6 protein-coding genes are annotated in these 20,586 nt (G+C 63.9%); 5 read left to right on the top strand and 1 reads right to left on the bottom strand.

The annotated features are described in order from the left end of the window. Positions 1-169 precede the first annotated feature (169 nt). Together mtf2 and RHO23_RS17335 are read left to right on the top strand one after the other, a co-directional pair. A complete protein-coding gene (gene mtf2, locus RHO23_RS17340) occupies positions 170-949 on the top strand; it encodes a fatty-acid O-methyltransferase Mtf2 (protein WP_030096379.1) in 780 nt (259 codons plus the stop codon). Between the two features lie 61 nt (positions 950-1,010). After that, complete coding sequence (locus tag RHO23_RS17335) at positions 1,011-1,256, top strand: hypothetical protein (RefSeq protein WP_078321457.1); 246 nt, start codon at positions 1,011-1,013, stop codon at positions 1,254-1,256. 1 nt (position 1,257) lies between these two features. On the opposite strand, the gene RHO23_RS17330 is transcribed toward RHO23_RS17335, so the two are convergent. Next, complete coding sequence (locus RHO23_RS17330) at positions 1,258-1,545, bottom strand: hypothetical protein (RefSeq protein WP_423488089.1); 288 nt, start codon at positions 1,543-1,545, stop codon at positions 1,258-1,260. A 646-nt stretch (positions 1,546-2,191) separates the two neighbouring features. On the opposite strand from RHO23_RS17330, the gene RHO23_RS17325 reads away from it, so the two are divergent. Genes RHO23_RS17325 through RHO23_RS17315 form a run of 3 tightly spaced genes read left to right on the top strand, consistent with a single transcriptional unit; the run spans position 2,192 to position 20,549 of the window. Then, on the top strand, positions 2,192-2,422 hold the full coding sequence (locus tag RHO23_RS17325) for an MbtH family protein (RefSeq protein WP_005062145.1): 231 nt from the start codon (positions 2,192-2,194) through the stop codon (positions 2,420-2,422). Between the two features lie 23 nt (positions 2,423-2,445). Continuing rightward, positions 2,446-12,822, top strand: a complete 10,377-nt coding sequence (locus RHO23_RS17320; RefSeq protein WP_423488088.1) for an amino acid adenylation domain-containing protein — start codon at positions 2,446-2,448, stop codon at positions 12,820-12,822. Continuing rightward, positions 12,819-20,549, top strand: coding sequence for an amino acid adenylation domain-containing protein (locus RHO23_RS17315; RefSeq protein WP_423488087.1), 7,731 nt, complete (start codon positions 12,819-12,821; stop codon positions 20,547-20,549). The genes RHO23_RS17320 and RHO23_RS17315 overlap by 4 nt, the downstream gene beginning before the upstream one ends. The last annotated feature ends 37 nt before the right edge of the window (positions 20,550-20,586 follow it).

The following is a 20,586-nucleotide window of genomic DNA, read 5'->3' as shown; positions in this document are numbered from 1 at the left end:
CCCTTCAGTCGTTGTCGCGTTGGTGGACCGAATAACTGAGTCATTATCTCTGGTTCTCCAACTGTCGCAAGGCAGTTCGGAGTTCGATAAGCCAGCCTGAAACTCAGAACTCTGCCATAATTCGTCTATGGTGCGCAGTCATCCGGTTCGGAAGTCGCGAGATTGGGTCATCTTCAAGCTGAACGCTCAGTTCACTCAGGCGGTGCAGAAGTTCATCTACCGGCATGCCACCCGTAAGCTCGAAACAGAGAACGTCGTGTTCCTCAATTACGGCTACGAAGAGGATCCGGCGATGGATGTGCCGTTGTCGGCTTCCGATGAGCCCGATCGGTATTCCATTCAGCTCTACCACAGCACCGCTACCCAGACGGAGCTCGACGGTAGGCGGGTGCTGGAGGTCGGTTGTGGACACGGCGGCGGAGCTTCCTACCTCGTACGCACATTGCATCCGACGTCCTACACGGGGCTGGATCTCAATCCGGACGGTATCGAGTTCTGTCGCAAACGGCACAATCTTCCGGGCCTGGAGTTCACGCACGGAGATGCGCAGAACCTGCCATTCACCGATCAGTCCTTCGATGCGGTGATCAATATCGAGTCGTCGCACCTGTATCCCCAATTTCCGGTGTTTCTCACCGAGGTGGCGCGCGTGCTTCGTCCGGGCGGACATTTTCTGTACGCAGATGCGCGCAGCGCTCAGGATGTCGCTGGGTGGAAGGTGGCGCTCGCGAACGCGCCGCTACGGATGGTGTCCGAGCGGGGGATCAATGTCGAGGTCCGGCGCGGGATGGAGAAGAACCTGGAGCGCTGGCGGTACGTGATCGATCGCGCTACGCCCAGACTCTTGCGCGGGTTGGTTCGCAGGTTTGCGCCGGCTCAGCGTGCTTACGAGGACCTACGGAGCGGGGGAGCGGTGGAGTATCGGATGTACAGCTTCACCAAGGCATAGGCCTTGCGGCAGATTCGTCTTCCGACAAGGATTTTCATCGTCGAGTGGGTATAGTCAAAGCATGAACGTCGTCGAGTCGATAGAGCGCGGTCTGGACTGGCTCGCGACGCCCAGGCAGTTACCCGGGCGCTTGGAGATGGAGACTCGGCGGGGTAAGCGCCTCGAGCTGGAGGTCGTCTCCGTCGCGATCCGGCTGCCGATCCTTAATGGTGCCGTGGTGCGACTACCGGTGTTTGTCATGCTGATGCCAGCCGGATCGTCGCCCATCGAGGGAACGCAAGCCCGTCCCGAGCACCTCGGCGACTGAACTATTTCGGTAGCGGGCTCGCCATGGGCCGGGGCTGCGCGGTCCGCATGAAAATATCGTCTTCTCGGGCGCTCTCATCGTTGGTCAAAGCGGTCTCGCGCGCGGCTTCCGCACACTTTTGGCGATGTGCGACGAGGAACGCTGTGAGGATGCTGTGCTCGGTGTAATCGGTGCGGGTATGGACGATCTTCGCGGCCACAGGATATTTCTGGCGATGCCCGCATAACAATGTTTTTCGTGGAATTTGTTGCAGCACCGACTGGAGCCGCTGAGGTGGCCAAACTGCCATGGATATCTTCGGTATTTCTTATAGACGAGAACTTAATTCGTAGTGGTTTGTCACCACATTTACTTCCAGGTACCCGATACTCCGTCACATTCTGTTGCTAGGGCGGCTTCTGCCCCATCAGTTCTCGGCTGAATCAGAATTCAGGTCGCGGCGAGTTCATTCGATACGCCCCAGGTTGTAACACTCTCGGCGCAGCGCGCAATGTAACGGAATGGCCCGACCTGTTACCTGAACTCGAAAAACATCCAAATATCGAGCTGTGGGCTACTTCTTCAAGTTACTTGATTAAGACGCGCAGCAAGCCTCAATATTAGGTAACGTGCGTCTCCAGTTCTAGTATCATACTTTGCTGGACGATAGGCGAACCGGTGGTCACTTGATTGCTCTCGCTGACGGCCCCGCGCTCGCCTCACGTGGCGTGCTCAGACTTGGTATACTCATATGCGCGTTCATCGCAACAACTAGAGATCTATCTAACCATACTTGACCTGGATAAATACATTCATACCGATATTGTGGCTAATTAGTTGCGGTAGTAAGCAACGATGTGTCAAAGTTGCGAAGATTAGAACTTTGTGAAACCCGCTACGCCGCTATAAATTCAGCCGTATGTTTGCGATGTCCACCGAAGCAACCTGGAGAAAGCGTGAGCATCAATCCATTCGATGATGACAAGGGAAGCTTTTTCGTCTTGGTCAACGACGAGGAGCAGCACAGCCTATGGCCGGCTTTCGCCGATGTGCCTGATGGCTGGCGGGTTGTATTTGGTGAAGCGGACCGTGCCGCCTGCCTGGAGTACATCGAACAAAACTGGACCGATATCCGGCCGAAGAGCCTGCGCGAGAGATTGGCGCAGGGTGGGGGTCTTGGGCGCTGAACCTTCGGAGAGGGGGTAGGCGAATGTTGGAGTCTGAAGACGGGGCATTGCCGCTTTCGCGCGGACAATTGGATATCTGGCTTTCCCAGGAAAGCGGTCTCGTCGGTGCGGAGTGGCAGCTTGGCCTTTTGGTTCGAATCGAAGGAAAAGTAGAACGAGTTCTACTTGAGCAAGCCGTCCGCCAGGCAATCAATGAAGCCGAACCCGCGCGGGCCGCCTTCCTTGAGGTCAATGGTCAGATCGTTCAGAGGGCGATTGACCATTCGGAACTCGTGTTGGACTTCCATGACGTCCGTGATTCAGAAGATCCTGTCGAGCACGCTCGCCAGATCGCCTCGTCGATCCAACGCACATTGATGCCTTTGACCGACCAACTGCTGAAATTCGCGTTGATCCGGACGGCCGACGATCAGTACTACATGTTCGGGCTGTGCCATCACATCAACTTGGACGGCTTGGGCATGGCGATCGTGAGCCGCCGAATCGCATCGATCTACTCCGCGCTGGTCGCGGGGGATCCGATTCCCGACGCCTACTTCGGCACCCTGCAGGATCTGGTCGAGCTGGAGGCGGAGTACGAAGCCTCCACCGACTACGCAGAGGATCGGGAGTACTGGAGCCGTAACCTTCCGCCGGACAGTGGCCTGGACCCCCGCCCGCCCCATGCCCATGAGGGCCATGAGGGCTACACACCGACAGCGTCGGTTCAGATCGATGACGCGGTAGTCGGCGAAATCAAAGACTTGACAAAGGCTTTGCGTGTTCGCCGGTACTCGGTTATCACAGCCGCCTGTGCGTTGTTGGTGCGCGGGTGGTCCACGAGCGGGTCGGAAGTGGCGCTGGACTTCCCGGTTAGCCGCCGTGTTCGTCCCGAGTCAAAGACGCTTCCGGGGATGCTGGCCGGCGTGGTGCCGCTGGTACTTAGTGCCCCGCCGGAGTCCACAGTCGCCGAATTCTGCCAGCACGTCGATGTGCGCATTCGCGAACTGCTCAAGCATCAACGATTCCCGGCGCATGTCCTGGACGGCGGCGAATTCGGTCTCCGGGGTCCCCGGCAGGCGGGAAATCGCGTCGCCATCAACTTCATCCCCATGAGACTCACCTTGGACCTCGCTGGTGTGCCCGCCACGGCGACGTACACCAACCACGGCCCCATGGGGCACTTCGGACTCTTCTTTATCGGAGCCAGTGACCAACTACTCCTGAGCACCTCGGGCGACGGACTGCCGTTCTCGAAGTTCGGAGTGCCGAACCTCACGGAGCGGTTGCAGCGGCTCTTATCGGAGATGGCGGCCGATCCTGATCGGCGGCTCTCCTCTCTGAATTCCCTGGTCAACGACGAGCTCACGAGCTTGGCTGAGGTTGGCAACAGTGCGGTTCTCGCGGGGCCGCTTGCCACGCGTGTATCGATTCCCGAACTGTTCTCCTCCCAGGTGGCCGCCGATCCCGAGGCGCCGGCGCTGACCTTCGGTGCGCACACTCTGACGTACCGAGAGCTGGACAAGGCCGCCGATGCGCTGTCGGGTCAGCTTGTATCGCAAGGCGTGGGTCCCGGTGACCGCGTGGTCCTGCTGTCGGACCGCTCTGCTCAGGCGGTCATCGGCATACTCGCCGTATTGAAAGCCGGGGCGGCATATCTGCCTATAGACCCCGCGGTACCCGCGTCGCGGCTCGAGTTCATCGTCGGCGATGCGGCGCCGGCGGCCGCGATCACCACAGCCGGACTCAGGGCGCGACTGGACGGTTTCGATCTGCCGATCATCGACCTTGATCCCTCCGCTGCCGAGACGGAGCCCTCGGCTCCCGCGCCGGGTGCTCGACCAGATGACATCGCCTACATCATTTACACCTCGGGAACCACGGGAGCGCCCAAAGGCGTGGCAGTCACTCACCACAACGTCACCCAGCTGATGTCGTCGCTGGATGCCGGCCTACCAAACCCTGGCGTATGGCCCCTGTGCCATTCTCTGGCGTTCGACGTTTCGGTATGGGAGATCTGGGGGCCGTTGCTGCGCGGTGGCCGGCTAGTGGTCATCCCCGAATCGATCACGGGCTCACCCGCGGACTTCCACGACGTGCTGGTCGCCGAACAGGTCACCGTACTTACGCAGACTCCGTCGGCTGTGGCCATGCTTTCCCCGGAAGGCCTGGAGTCCACGGCGCTCGCGGTGGTCGGGGAGGCATGCCCTGCCTCGGTCGTGGAGCGGTGGGCTCCCGGGCGGGTGATGATCAACGCGTACGGTCCGACCGAGACCACGATGTGCGTGGCGATCAGTGCGCCGCTGGTGGCAGGGGCGCCGGATTCCGCTGTCCCCATTGGCGCGCCGGTACCCGGCGCGGCGCTCTTCGTGTTGGACACGTGGATGCAACCGGTGCCTGCCGGCGTCGTCGGAGAACTGTATGTGGCCGGTGAGGGCGTCGCCTCCGGATACATCGGTCGCTCCGATCTGACGGCCTCCCGCTTTGTGGCATGCCCCTTCGGGCAGCCCGGTACCCGCATGTATCGCACCGGGGACCTGGTCTCGTGGGGCGACGACGGACAACTGCAGTATCTGGGCCGGGCCGATGAGCAGGTCAAGATTCGCGGATACCGTATTGAACTCGGTGAAGTCCAAGCGGCGTTGAGCGCACTCGACGGAGTGGACCATGCCGCCGCGATCGTCCGGGAAGACCGGCCGGGAGACAAACGTCTCGTCGGCTACGTCACCGGGACCGTCGACCCCGCCGAAGCGCGCAGCACCTTGGCGAAACGCCTTCCGCCCTACATGGTTCCCGCGGCGGTGGTGGTGCTTGAGACATTGCCTTTGACGTCCAACAACAAATTGGACACCCGCGCATTGCCGACTCCCGAATATGGCGGACTGGGGGCCGACTACCGCGCCCCCGCCACCGCCGTCGAGGAAATTCTGGTCGACGTCTACGCCCAGGTGCTCGGTGTCGATCGTGTCGGCGTCGACGACTCCTTCTTCGATCTGGGCGGCGACAGCATCCTCTCGATGCAGGTGGTCGCGCGCGCCCGGGCGGCGGGCGTGCTGTGCCGACCGCGCGATGTCTTTATCGAACAGACGGTGTCGCGGCTGGCCGCTGTCGTCGAAATCTCCGGTGGCGAAGCCGATGTGGTGGACGAGGGTCTCGGTCCCGTAGAAGTCACGCCGATCATGCACTGGCTGCGCGGTGTGCAGGATTCGGCGGGCACGATCGACGAGTTCAACCAGACACTCGTGGTTCAGGCACCCGGGGCCGTGTCCGAGGACGACGTGGTTGCGGTGTTGCAGGCATTGCTGGATCGCCACCCCACCCTGCGGTTACGTGCCACGGACGACGATGGCGAATGGTCGCTGCTCGTCCCGGAGACGGGGGCGATAGACGCCCGCGACTGCCTACGCGTCGTTGACGCGTTGTCGGATGAAACATTGGTAGCGGCACGTTCTCGGCTGAACCCGGCCACCGGAACGATGCTCAGCGCGGCGTGGATTCCCGACACCAAGCAGCTGGTGCTGGTGATTCACCACCTGGCTGTCGACGGTGTTTCGTGGCGAATTCTGTTGGAAGACTTGAATATCGCGTGGGCGCAGCATCACAGCGGAGCCGATGTGGTGCTGCCGGCCGGTGGAACATCTTTTGCCCGCTGGTCTTCACTGCTCTCCGAACACGCGCGGTCCACGGAGGTGGTGGCGCAGGCCGACGTGTGGAAAGAGGTGCTGGCCGCGCCCGCACACGTGCCCGCGGTTCAGCCGGCCACCGACACGTACGCCAACGCTGGACGTCTGTCCTTGTCATTGGATGCCGAGACCACTCGGCATCTGCTGGGCGAGGTACCCGCGGCGTTTCATGCTGGGGTGCAAGACATTCTGCTCATCGCCTTCGGGCTTGCCTGGAACGAGTTCCTGGGCGCCGGGGGCGCGCCGATCGCGTTCGACATCGAGGGGCACGGGCGTCAGGAAGAAATCGGCGAAGCCGTGCACCGTCGCATCGACCTGTCGCGCACCGTCGGGTGGTTCACCACCAAGTACCCGGCGGCCTTGGCGGTAGGGGAGCTGTCGTGGGCACAGGTGACAGCGGGCGAGTCGGCCCTCGGTCAGGTGATCAAGGCGGCCAAGGAGCAGCTGCGTGCGCTGCCAGATGGGCTGACCTATGGTTTGCTGCGTTATCTGAACGCCGATATCGGGCTGACCGGGTCGGAGCCGACAATCGGGTTCAACTATCTCGGGCGCCTGGGTGCGGGAGCGGCTGACCTCTCCGAGGACTTCTGGCGGATAAGCCACGAGAGCCTGTCGATGACCGATGTGGCTGCGGCCATTTCGATGCCATTGGCCCACTCGGTGGAGCTCAACGCCGGGATCGTCGAGACAAATTCGGACGCCGAGTCCGGACCAGAACTTCGGGCCAATTGGACCTGGGCGCCTTCGGCTTTGGACGACGCACAGGCCGCACGTCTCAGCCGGTTGTGGTTCGAGGCTCTCAGCGGGATCTGCGCTCATGTGCGTTCCGGCGGAGGCGGCCTGACGCCGTCTGATCTGGTGCCTGCACGCTTGACTCAGCAGCAGATCGACGCGTTGGTGCAGCAGTACGAAGTTGCCGACGTGCTGCCGCTTACCCCGCTGCAGCAAGGCCTGCTGTTCCAGGCGGGATTTGCTGAGGCCACCGGGGATTCCGTCGAGGACGACGTCTACTCGGTGCAGTTGGGTCTCACAGTCACAGGTCCCCTGAATGCGAGCCGCTTGCGTGACGCGGTGTACGCGGTGGTGAAACGCCACCCGAATTTGGCCGCCCGCTTCAGCGAGGAGTATGGGGAGCCGGTACAGGTCATCCCCGCAGAGCCTGTGATCGCTTGGCAGCATGCCGAATTGGTTGGCGATGTCGATCAGCAAGTCGAGCAGCTGTGTGCGGCCGAACGTGCGGCGGTTTGCCGGATTTTCACCGAGCCGGTTTTTCGGGCGACGCTCATCTCCGGGCTCGGTGGCCCCGCGGAAAGCCGGCATCGGCTGGTGCTGACCGCTCACCACATCGTGATCGATGGCTGGTCGCTGCCCATCCTGCTGCAGGAGATATTCGGTGCCTATTACGGGCAGCGTCTACCGTCGCCCGCGCCGTACCGAAACTTCGTCACCTGGTTGGCAGCGCAGGATCGCGTTGCGGCGCAAAGAGCATGGGGTGTGGCACTCGACGGTTTCGAGACCCCGACGCTGGTTGGTTCGCTTGCCTCATCGGGTCGCAGGGGCTCGGAGTCGTATCGGATGCCGGAGCAGATATCCCGCGCACTATCCGAATTGGCACGTGCGCAGCGCACCACCGTGAACACAGTGCTGCAGGCCGCGTGGGCGCAGGTGCTGACCTGGTTGACCGGGCAGCATGACGTCGCATTCGGCACTGCGGTGTCGGGCAGGCCCAGCGACCTCGCTGGCGCGGAATCAATGGTCGGTCTGTTGATCAACACGGTGCCAGTGCGGGCAAACATCAACGCGGCCAGCACTGTTGCGGATCTGCTGGATCAGTTGCAACGTGCCCACAACGACACCGTGGAGCACGAGCACCTGGCGCTCAACGAGATTCACCATGCGATCGGCCTCGACAGACTCTTCGACACGCTGTTCGTGTACGAGAATTACCCGATCGACGTCGGCGCACAGCTGGGTGTGCAGGAGCTGGCCATCACCGACTTCAGCAGCCGCGAATACAACCATTATCCGTTGTCGGTTGTGGCCATGCCGGGCCATGAGCTGGGCTTGCGAGTCGAATTCGATACCGATGTATTCGAATTGGCGACGATCGAGATCATCGTTGACAGGTTCCGTCAGGTGCTGGCGGCCATGGTCGCGGACCCGGCCACCCGGCTGTCTTCGATCGACCTGCTCGATGCCGGTGAGCATGACCGGTTGGATGCGTGGGGTAACCGCGCGGTGTTGACCCGCCCGGAACTGGCATTGACGTCGATCCCGGAACTCTTTGCCGCACAGGTGATACGGGCGCCGGAAGCAATCGCGATCACCTGTGGTGAACGTTCCTGGAGCTATGGCGAATTGGATGCGACCGCCAACAGGCTGGCGAATCATCTGGTCAGCCGTGGAGCCCGCCCGGGTGAGCGGGTGGCGCTGTTGCTCCCCCGTACCGGGGAGGCGATCGCGGCGATCTTGGCGGTACTGAAGACCGGCGCGGCATATCTACCTATCGACCCCGCACATCCGGATTCCCGGGTGGAGTTCGTGCTGGGCGATGCGGCGCCGATCGCCGCCGTCACGACGGCGGACTTGCTGCCGCGACTGGGCGCGTCCGGGATACCCGCCATCGATATCAACGATCCCGCCGTGGATCGGCAATCCGACGTGGCGTTGCCCGTCCCCGCTGTCGACGACATCGCCTACATCATCTACACCTCGGGAACCACCGGCGCGCCCAAGGGCGTGGCGGTTACCCATCGCAACGTCGCACAGCTGCTGGAATCGCTTGACGCAGAACTGGATCTGGGACAGGTCTGGACGCAATGCCACTCCCTGGCCTTCGACTACTCGGTATGGGAAATCTGGGGCGCGCTGCTGTACGGGGGCCGGCTGCTCATCGTGCCCGACGCGGTTGTCCGTTCCCCTGAAGATCTGCACGCCATGCTTGTCAGTGAACAAGTCAGCGTCCTGAGCCAAACTCCTTCGGCCTTCTACGCGTTGCAGACCGCCGATGCGATGCAACCGGAAGTGGGACAGCAGCTCAAGCTGCAGACGGTAGTCTTCGGCGGCGAGGCACTTGAACCGCAGCGTCTTTCGCCCTGGTTCGACAGCCATCCCGGGCTTCCCCGGATGATCAACATGTACGGCATCACCGAGACGACGGTGCACGCATCGTTCCGCGAGATTGGAAGCGGAGACGTCGATAGCAACAGCAGCCCGATCGGCGTGCCGCTGGAGCATCTGGCCTTCTTCGTGCTGGATGGCTGGCTCCGGCAGGTGCCGGTGGGTGTGGTCGGTGAGCTGTACGTGGCGGGGTCCGGCCAGGCGAGTGGATACCTGGGGCGTTCGGACCTGACGACAACCCGTTTCGTCGCATGCCCGTTCGGGGCGCCCGGCTCGCGGATGTACCGCACCGGCGACCTGGTGCAGTGGGGCGAAGACGGCCAACTGCGGTATGTGGGACGCGCCGACAAGCAGGTGAAGATCCGTGGGTACCGCATCGAACTTGGTGAGGTGCACGCGGCACTGGCCCGTGTGGAAGGCGTGGATCAGGCAGCGGTGATCGCGCGCGAGGACCGCCCCGGCGATAAGCGGCTGGTGGGTTACATCACCGAATCAACCAAGGGGACCCTGGATCCCGCCGCGGTGCGCGCGGTGCTGGCCGAGCGACTGCCCGCCTACATGGTTCCGGCGGCCGTCGTGGTCCTGGGCGCCATGCCGTTGACAGTCAACGGCAAGCTCGACACTCGGGCGCTACCGGCGCCGGAGTATCAGGACGCCGACCACTATCGGGCGCCCGAGGATGCTGTCGAGGAGATCCTGGCCGGCATCTACGCGCAAGTGCTCGGTGTCGAACAGATCGGCGTCGACGATTCATTCTTCGACCTTGGCGGAGACAGCATTTCGTCGATGCAGGTGGTTGCCCGTGCGCGCGCCGCCGGTCTGCTGCTGCGGCCACGTGACATCTTCGTCGAGCAGACCGTCTCGCGGCTGGCTCAGGTCGCGGTGTTCGCCGATGGCGAGACGGCTGTTGTCGACGCGGGCACAGGCCCGGTGGTGGCCACGCCGATCATCCGGTGGCTGCATGGGCTCGGCGGCAAGGTCGACGAGTTCAACCAAACCGTGGTGCTGCAGGCTCCCGCGGGAGTGGCCGATCACGACGTGGTCACCGTGCTGCAAGCCCTGCTGGATCGACACGCCACCCTGAGGCTGCGCGCCGAAGACAGCGACGGCGAATGGTCGCTTCTGGTTCCGGAGGCAGGGGCGGTAGACGCACGCGAGTGCCTGCTTACCGTGGACGTTCTTACCGATGAGGCGCTGCGTCAGGCGCGGTCGCGGTTGAATCCTGCCACCGGTTCGATGCTGAGCGCACTGTGGGAGCGCGGCAGCAGTCGGCTGGTGCTGATCGTTCACCACCTGGCGGTGGATGCGGTGTCATGGCGCATCTTGTTGGAAGACATCAACATTGGCTGGGCACAGCATCACGGTGGACAGCCGGTGGAACTGCCGCCGGGAGGAACATCATTTGCCCGGTGGGCGACACTGCTCGACCAGCACGCACGCGCCGCCGACGTGGTGGCGTTGGCCGACGCCTGGCGCCAGGTAGAGGCGATCCCGGCCGCGTTGCCCGCGGCACACCCCACGATGGACACCTATGCCAGCGCGGGACAGTTGTCGGTCTCGCTGGACGCCGATCTCACCCGGGAACTGCTGGGAGAGGTGCCCGCGGCGTACCACGCCGGAGTCCAGGACATCCTGCTGATCGCTTTCGCCCTGGCGTGGAACGAGTTCCTCGGCTCGGGTGGAGCCCCGATCGGCATCGACGTCGAGGGTCACGGTCGGCAGGAAGAGTTCGCAGGCGATGCGGATCTGTCCCGCACCGTCGGCTGGTTCACCAGTAAGTACCCGGTCTCGTTGGCAGTGGGTGAGCTGTCCTGGGCGCACGTGGTGGCCGGTGACTCCGCACTGGCCCCAATCATCAAGGACGCCAAGGAACAACTGCGCGCGTTGCCGGACGGACTGACCTACGGACTCTTGCGGTACCTGAACCCCGACGCAGGCGTCGGGGGACCGGACCCGGCGCTCGGGTTCAACTACCTGGGCCGCCTCGGCGCCGGCGGTGCAGATCTGTCCGAGGATCTCTGGCGGATAGACCCGGATGGGGTGTCGATCACGGCCGCGGCGACCTCGGTCCCAACTCCGTTGGGGCACACCGTCGAACTCAATGCCGGCGTGATGGAAGGTGCCGGGCCCGACTCGGGTCGCTTGCACGCGACATGGACGTGGGCGCTTTCGGCGTTGAGTCACGATCAGGTCGACCGGATCAGCAGGCTCTGGTTCGACGCGTTGGCCGGGATCTGCTCGCATGTGCGCACCGGTGGCGGCGGACTGACTCCGTCCGATGTCGCTCCGGCGCGACTGAGTCAGTCGCAGATCGACCAGCTGCACGAGCAGTATCAGATCGCCGATGTGCTGCCGCTGACGCCGCTGCAGCAGGGGCTGTTGTTCCACTCCAATCTGGCACCGGAAGCGATGGACGGCAGTGACGATCTCTACGCGGTGCAGCTCGATGTCGCCCTGAGCGGCCCGCTCGATCCGAAGCGGCTCCAGGAGGCCGTGCACACCGCGATCAAGCGGCGCCCGAACGTCGTTGCCACGTTCTACGAGGAATTCGGCGAACCGATACAGCTCATCCCCGCCGCTCCCGAACTCGCGTGGCAGTACGTCGAGTTCGACGCGGACGGTGGCCTGGACGTGGAGCAACAGGTGGACCGGCTCTCCGCCGCAGAGCGGGCTGCGGTCTGCGACCTCGCCGGACAACCGGCTTTCCGGGCCGCGCTGGCCCGAACCGGGGAGGACCAGTACCGGTTCGTGCTGACCAATCACCACATCGTGCTCGATGGGTGGTCCAAGCCGATCCTGCTGCAAGAGATCTTCGCCAGCTACTTCGGCGAGCGGCTTCCGGCGCCGGTGTCGTACCGCCGGTTCGTCACCTGGCTGGCCGCACAGGACAACAGCAGCGCACGGTCGGCCTGGCGTGAGGTGTTCGAAGGTTTTGAGACCCCGACACTCGTCGGTCCGCCCGGCCGGATAGTGCTGGGTCGACGTGGGGTGGAGTCCTTCGAGGTGTCCGCTGAGACCACACAGGCACTCGGTGAACTCGCACGCTCCTGCCGCACCACGGTCAGTACGGTGTTGCAGGCCGCATGGGCGCAGCTGCTGATGTGGCTCACAGGCCAAAACGATGTCGCGTTCGGCACCGCGGTGTCGGGCAGGCCCAGCGATCTCGTCGGCGCCGAATCGATGGTCGGTTTGTTGATCAACACCGTGCCGGTCCGCGCGACCATCACGCCGACCACCACCATCGCCGACCTGTTGAACCAGCTGCAGGGCGCCTACGGAGACACGCTGGAACATCAGCATCTGGCGCTCAACGAGATTCACCATGCTGTCGGGCACGATCAGCTGTTCGACACTATGTTCGTCTACGAGAACTACCCGATCGACACGGCTGCACTATCGCGTGTGCACGAGTTGTCCATCACCGGGTTCAGTAATCGTGAGTACAACCACTACCCGCTCGCGGTGCAAGCCACACCGGGCCACGAGCTGGGACTCCGCGTCGAATTTGACACTGACGTCTTCAACGCCGTCCGAATTGGAAAGTTGGTCAAGAGGTTCCAGCGTGTGCTGGAGGCCATGACATCCGATGTCAAAGGGAACAAGAAGGAGCCCGCATGAGCGCCGATCCCACCCGGACTTTGTTGTCGATGGATCTTCTCGACGACGACGATCACGACCGGCTCGACGAATGGGGTAACCGCGCGGTGCTCACCGAGCCCACCGCCGAACCCGTCGCGATCCCGGTGCTGTTCGCGGTCCAGGTGGAGCGCGCGCCGGAGACCGTCGCGCTGGTATGCGGGGATAGGTCCTGGACCTATCGCGACCTGGATCAGGTCACCAACCGCATCGCCCATCTGTTGGCGGGCAATGGAGCCGGCCCGGGAGAGGTTGTGGGGCTGCTGGTTCCGCGCTCGGGCGAGGCGATCATCGGGCTGTTGGCGGTGCTGAAGACGGGTGCTGCCTATCTGCCCATCGACCCTGCCCATCCGGACGAGCGCATCAAGTTCATGGTGTCGGACGCCGAACCGGTGGCGGTTCTCACCACGGCCGACTTGAGCTCGCGATTCGATGGACTCGATGTGCGGGTCACCGAAATCGACGATCCCCTGATCGACGGCCAGCCCAGTTCCGCGCTCCCCGCCCCGGAGCCCGATGACCTCGCGTACATGACCTATACCTCGGGCACGACCGGGGTACCCAAAGCGGTTGCGGTCACCCACCACAACGTCACCCAGTTGGTGGACGCGGTGCGCGCGGATCTACCGGCCGGACCCGGCCAGGTTTGGTCGCAATGGCATTCGCTGGTCTTCGACGTTTCGGTGTGGGAGATCTGGGGTGCGCTACTGCACGGCGGACGCCTGGTGGTGGTCCCGGAATCGATCGCGTCCTCACCGGATGAGCTGCACGAGCTGTTGATCAGCGAGAAGGTCAGCGTCCTGTGCCAGACACCTTCGGCCGCAGGGATGCTGTCGCCTGAACGGTTGGAGTCGACGACGCTCATCGTGGCCGGTGAAGCCTGCCCGACCGAACTGGTGGATCGATGGGCCACCAGCGGACGAACGATGATCAACGCCTATGGCCCGACCGAGGCCACGATCTACGCGGCGATGAGTGGACCGCTGAGGCCGGGTTCGGATGTGGCACCGATCGGTTCGCCGGTGCCCGGGGCGGCGCTGTTCGTGCTGGACAAGTGGCTGCGGCCCGCGCCCGAGGGCGTGGTCGGCGAACTTTACGTCGCGGGCAACGGCGTCGCGCCCGGTTATGCGCATCGCTCGGGACTGACCGCATCGCGGTTCCTCGCCTGCCCGTTCGGTGGGCCGGGCTCGCGGATGTATCGCACCGGAGATTTGGTGCAGTGGGGTGAGGACGGCCAGCTGCAGTACCTGGGCCGCGCCGATGAGCAGGTGAAGATCCGCGGGTATCGCATCGAGCTGGGTGAGATCCAGGCGGCACTGGCCCGCCTGGATGGAGTCGAGCAGGCGGTGGTGATCGCCCGCGAGGACCGTCCCGGCGACAAGCGCCTTGTCGGCTACATCATGGGGAGCGCCGACCCGGTGGAGGCACGCACCGCACTGGCCGAAAGGCTCCCGGCGTACATGGTTCCGGCCGCAGTGGTGGTGCTGGAGACGCTGCCCCTGACAGTGAACGGCAAGCTGGACAAGCGTGCCCTTCCCGCACCCGAATATCGCAGTGTCGGTACGGATTACCGCGCACCGACCGGACCTGTCGAGAAGATCCTGGCCGATATCTACGCCCAGGTTCTCGGAGTCGATCGCGTGGGCGTCGACGAGTCGTTCTTCGATCTCGGTGGCGACAGCATCCTGTCGATGCAGGTGGTGTCGCGGGCGCGGGCGGCCGGGGTGGTGTGCCGGCCACGCGACATCTTCGTCGAACAGACCGTCAGTGGGGTAGCGGCGGTGGCCGTGCTCTCGGACGGCCAGTCCGGAGTCGTCGACGAGGGCATCGGCCCGGTGTCGGCTACGCCGATCATGCACTGGCTGCACGGCGTACAAGGTCCCACCGACCAGTTCAATCAGACGATCGTGCTGCAGGCACCCGCCGGGGTGACCGAGGACGACGTCGTCGTCGTGCTGCAGGCGCTGCTGGACCGGCATGCCACCCTGCGGTTGCGTGCCGAGGACAGCGACGCTCCCGATGCCGACGTGTGGTCGCTGACCGTCCCGGAGAAGGGGGCGGTGAACGCGCGTGATTGCCTGCGTGTCGCCGAGACCTTGTCCGATGCGGAGTTGGTGGCGGCCCGCGCGCAGCTGAATCCGGCCGCGGGCGCTGAGCTGAGTGCGGTCTGGATCCCCGAGACCCGGCAGCTGGCCCTGATGATTCACCACCTGGCCGTTGACGGTGTGTCGTGGCGAATTCTCTTGGAAGACTTGAACATCGCCTGGGCGCAGCACCATGGCGGGCAACCGGTGGAGTTGCCGACCGGAGGGACCTCGTTCGCCCGCTGGGCGTCGCTGCTCGACGAGCACGCGCATTCGGACGACGTGCTCGCAACGGCCGACACCTGGCGAGAGGTGACCGCGGTTCCCGCGCCATTACCTGCCGTGCTGCCCGAGCTGGACACCTACGCCACTGCCAAGACGTTGTCGGTATCGCTCGACGCCGAGACCACCCGCGAGTTGCTCAGTGAAGTCCCGGCGGCGTTTCACGCTGGGGTGCAAGACATCCTGCTGATCGCTTTCGGGCTGGCGTGGAACGAATTCCTGGATTCGAATGTGGATTCGGTCGGCATCGGCGTCGAGGGTCATGGGCGTCACGAAGAGCTGGCAGACGATGTCGATCTGTCGCGTACCGTCGGCTGGTTCACCACCAAGTACCCGGTGGCGTTGAGCGTACGGGGTCTGTCCTGGCAGGAAGTTGCCGGCGGAGCTGCCGAATTGGGGCCAATCATCAAGGGCGCCAAGGAACAACTGCGCGCACTTCCCGATCCGTTGACCTATGGACTGCTGCGTTACCTGAACCGCGATGTGGATCTGGCCGCGCCGGAGCCGGTCATCGGGTTCAACTATCTCGGGCGCCTTGGTGCCGGGGCAGCCGATCTCGGGGACGACCTGTGGCGGATCAACGAGGACAGCTTGACCTCGACCAGCGTGGCGTCTTCGGTGTCGATGCCGCTGATGTACACGGTGGATCTCAATGCCGGAATCGTGGAGGGTGGACTCGGTGACGAATCCGGCGCGCATCTGCGGGCCGGGTGGACATGGGCGCCCTCGTCGGTCACCGAACCCCAGGTGCAGCGGCTGAGTCAGCTGTGGTTCGAAGCACTCGCCGGAATCTGCGCGTATGTCCGCAACGGCGGCGGCGGATTGACTCCGTCCGATATCGCGCCCGCACAGTTGAGCCAACTGCAGATCGATGAGCTGCATGAACAGCACAACATCGTTGACGTGCTCCCGCTGACACCGATACAGCAGGGTCTGCTCTTCCACACCACTTTCGCCCGTGCGGCCGGCGTACTGGAAGACGAGGCAGCCGGAGTCGACTTCTATGCGGTGCAGCTCGACATCACGGTGACCGGTCTGGTGGACCAGCTCAGGCTCCGCGACGCGGTGCACTCAGTGGTGCGCCGCCACCCCAACCTGGCGGCCCGGTTCTGCACTCAGTACGGAGATCCGGTACAGGTGATTCTTGCCGATCCGGTCATCGCATGGCGATACCTCGACCTTCGTGGGGACGATCTGACTCCTGACGAAGAGATTCAGCGGCTCTGCGCCGCCGAGCGTGCCGCGGTCTGCGACCTTGCCGATCGACCGACGTTGCGCGCAGCGCTGATTCGCACCCAAGGGAACAAGCACCGGTTCGTGCTGACGTTCCACCACGTCGTCATCGACGGCTGGTCGTTGCCGATCCTGTTGCAGGAGATCTTCGCGAGCTACTTCGGGCATCGGCTCCCGGCGCCGTCCTCATACCGCAATTTCGTGAGCTGGCTGGCGGAACAGGATCGTGACGCAGCGCGCTCGGCGTGGGGCACGGTGCTGGAGGGCTTCGACACTCCCACGCTCGTCGCACCGCCCGCGCCTCCGGGTGCCAGAGGTGTCGAGTCCTATCGGGTGTCGGCTGAGACCACGCAGGCCCTCGCCGATCTCGCGCGGTCGCAGCACACCACGATCAGCACGGTGCTGCAGGCCGCCTGGGCGCAGCTGCTCATGGTGGTGACCGGACAGCACGACGTCGCATTCGGTACGGCGGTTTCGGGCCGGCCCGCCGAGCTGGCCGGGTCCGACTCGATCGTGGGTCTGCTCATCAACACGGTGCCGGTGCGGGCGCGCGCCACCGCGACCACCACAGTCTCAGAGCTGTTGGCGCAGTTGCAGAGTGCCCACAACGACACCATCGAGCATGAGCATCTGGCCCTTAACGAGATTCACCACATCGCGGGCCACGAGCAATTGTTCGACACCCTCTTCCTGTATGAGAGCTATCCGATTGACACCAGCGCGTTCACGGGTGTGCAGGAGCTGGCGATCACCGAGTTCGTCACGCGCGAGTACAACCACTACCCGCTGTCGGTGATGGCGTTACCCGGTCATGAGTTGGGAATTCGCGTCGAATTCGACACCGACAAGTTCGACGCGACCCAGATCGAGGCCGTATTCGACCGGTTCGAGCGGGTGCTGACGTCGATGGTTGCCGACGCCTCGCAACGGCTCTCGGCACTCGATGTGCTGAAGGCCAGCGAGCACCAACAGCTTGATGGCTGGGGCAATCGCAAGGTGCTGGCGCGGGGGCCGGAGCCGGTGCTGTCCATTCCGGAGTCGTTCGCCGAGCAGGTCAATCGTGCCCCGGAGGCGGTGGCGCTGACGTTCGAGGGCCGCTCGACTACGTATGGCGAGTTGGACGAGGCCGCAACGAGATTGGCGAATCTGCTGGCGATCTACGGTGCCGGTCCAGGAGAGTCGGTGGCGCTCTTGATGCCCCGCTCCGATGACGCGATCGTGGCGATCCTCGCGATTCTCAAGACCGGAGCGTCGTATCTGCCGATCGATCCCTCGGTACCGGATACACGACTGGAGTTCATGCTGTCCGACGCCGTGCCGGTCGCGGCTGTCACGACCGCCGAGCTGCGCGCACGGTTTGACGGATCCGGAGTCTCCGTCGTCCAGTTCGATGATGCCGAAGACGACCCCACCGGCGCGATTTACGGCCATACGCCGCTGCTCACCCCGGCACCCGATGACATTGCGTACACGATTTACACGTCGGGAACGACCGGTGTTCCCAAGGGTGTGGCCATTGCGCACGCCAATGTGACTCAGGCCCTTAAGTTCCCGCTCACTCACATGCCCACCGGGCCGGGCGAGGTGTGGACGCAGGCAGGGTCTCTTGTCTTCGACATCACCGTGTGGGAGATCTTTGGCGCGCTGCTGCACGGTGGCCGGTTGGTGATCGTTCCGGATTCGGTGGTGCGGTCCCCGGACGATTTCCGTGATCTGCTGATCCGGGAGAAGGTCACCGTCCTGTTCCAAACCCCCTCGGCGGTCGGAATGTTGTCCCCGGAAGGTCTGGACAACATGACGCTGGTTGTCGCGGGTGAAGCCTGCCCCACCGAAGTGGTGGACAAGTGGGCACCTGGCCGGGTGATGATCAACGGCTACGGTCCGACCGAGACCACTATCTATGCCACGTTCGGCGAGTTGATCGCCGGATCGGGTGTGGTGCCGATCGGTGTTCCGGTGCCCGACGCCGCGCTGTTTGTCCTGGACCGGTGGATGCGTCCGGTGCCGCCGGGTGTGGTCGGCGAGTTGTATGTGGCCGGACTTGGCGTCGGCATCGGTTATGTCGGCCGTGCAGGGCTGACCGCATCGCGGTTCACGGCATGCCCGTTCGGGGAGCCGGGGGCGCGCATGTATCGCACCGGGGACTTGGTGCGCTGGGTCGCCGGAGGCCAGCTCGAGTACCTGGGCCGTGCCGATGAGCAGGTCAAGATTCGCGGTTTCCGCATCGAACTCGGTGAGATCCAGGCCGCTCTGGCCGACCTGGACGGGGTAGAGCAGGCGGCCGTGATCGCCCGTGAGGACCGTCCCGGAGACAAACGCCTGGTCGGTTACTTCATCGGGGCCGGTGAGCCCGCCGAACTACGCAGCTCCCTGGCCAAGCGACTGCCGCCTTACATGGTCCCTGCCGCGGTGGTACGGCTGGAGGCGTTGCCGCTCACCGTCAACGGCAAGCTCGACAAGCGTGCCCTTCCGATACCTGAGTACGACGACAGGGCCCGCTACCGCGCGCCTGCCAATGCGATTGAGGAGGCGGTCGCCGGCATCTACGCCCAGGTGCTGGGTGTCGATCGGGTCGGGACCGACGATTCGTTCTTTGATCTGGGTGGCGACTCGATCTCCGCGATGCGCGTGGTTGCCGCGATCAACACGTCGCTCGATGCCCAGCTGGCGGTGCGAACTCTGTTCGAGTCCCCGTCGGTACGCAGCCTCAGCGTCTATCTGGACGGCGCCGCAAGCTCCGGAGCCAGCGGGCCGACCTATGCGTCCGTGCACGGACCCGGCGCGTTGGAGGTGCGGGCCAGCGACCTCACCTTGGACAAGTTCATCGACGAGGCGACGCTGCAAGCGGCTCCGGCACTGCCGCGTGCCAACGCGCGTCCGCGGACTGTGCTGCTGACCGGGGCCACCGGTTTCCTGGGGCGCTACCTCGTGCTGCAATGGCTCAAGGAACTGGAAGATGTTGATGGCACGCTGATTTGCCTCGTGCGTGCCAAGTCTGACGAAGATGCTCGACGTCGTCTCGACAAGACCTTCGACAGCGGAGACGCCGAACTCATCCGGGTTTATGAAGCGCTCGCCGCTGACCGGCTGCAGGTAATCGCCGGTGACAAGGCAGAACCTGGCCTTGGTCTGGATGACGAGACCTGGCGACGGCTGTCCGAGACCGTCGACCTGATCGTCGATTCCGCGGCGCTGGTCAACAGCGTTCTGCCCTACAGCGAGCTGTTCGGGCCCAACGTGGTCGGCACGGCGGAGCTGATCCGGTTCGCGCTGACCTCGAAGCTCAAGCCGTACACGTTTGTGTCGACGGCAGACGTGGGGCGCGAGATCGAGAAGTCAACCTTTGTCGAGGACGCCGATATCCGGCTCATCAGCGCCATTCGTCCTTCCGACGGGAGCTACGCCAACGGGTATGGCAACAGCAAGTGGGCGGGCGAGGTGCTGCTCCGCGAGGCCCACGAGCAGGTTGGCTTGCCGGTCAGGGTGTTCCGCTCGGGCATGATCATGGTCGGTACCAGTTACGCGGGCCAGGTCAATGCCTCCGATACGGTCGCCCGAATGGTGCTGAGCATTGTCGCCACCGGTGTTGCGCCCCATTCCGTCTACCGGCTGACCGACGAAGGCGATCGTCAACGCGCGCACTTCGACGGCCTTCCTGTGGAATTCGTCGCCGAGGCGATTACGACGCTGGGAGGACAGGCAGCGGGCTCGTCTACCGGAGCGTTCACCGGATTCGAGACGTATCACGTGATGAATCCACATGACGACGGCATCGGGATCGACGAGTACGTCGATTGGTTGATCGAGGCCGGTCACCCGATCGAACGCGTCAGCGATTTCAGTGAATGGGTGGCGCGCTTTGAGGCCGGCCTGCACGCTTTGCCGGATCATCAACGCCAAGGCTCTGTGTTGCAGATGCTGAAAATCTTGCAGGATCACGGCTGGGACGGTCAGCCGCCAGATCCCTCGCGGGGGTCCATGGCCCCGGCCGACCGATTCCAGGCCGCGGTGCGGGAGGCCAAGATCGGTTCCGGTCACGACATTCCGCAAGTCTCGGCGCCAATCATCGCCAAATACGCGACCGACTTGCGATTGCATGGATTGCTTTAACGTGCGAGAAATGGTCGGGGCCGTAACGCACGTCGAT

This window comes from Mycobacteroides sp. PCS013, assembly GCF_049532645.1.
Taxonomy (GTDB): domain Bacteria; phylum Actinomycetota; class Actinomycetes; order Mycobacteriales; family Mycobacteriaceae; genus Mycobacterium; species Mycobacterium gwanakae.
This window is presented reverse-complemented; position numbering and strand designations above follow the sequence as displayed.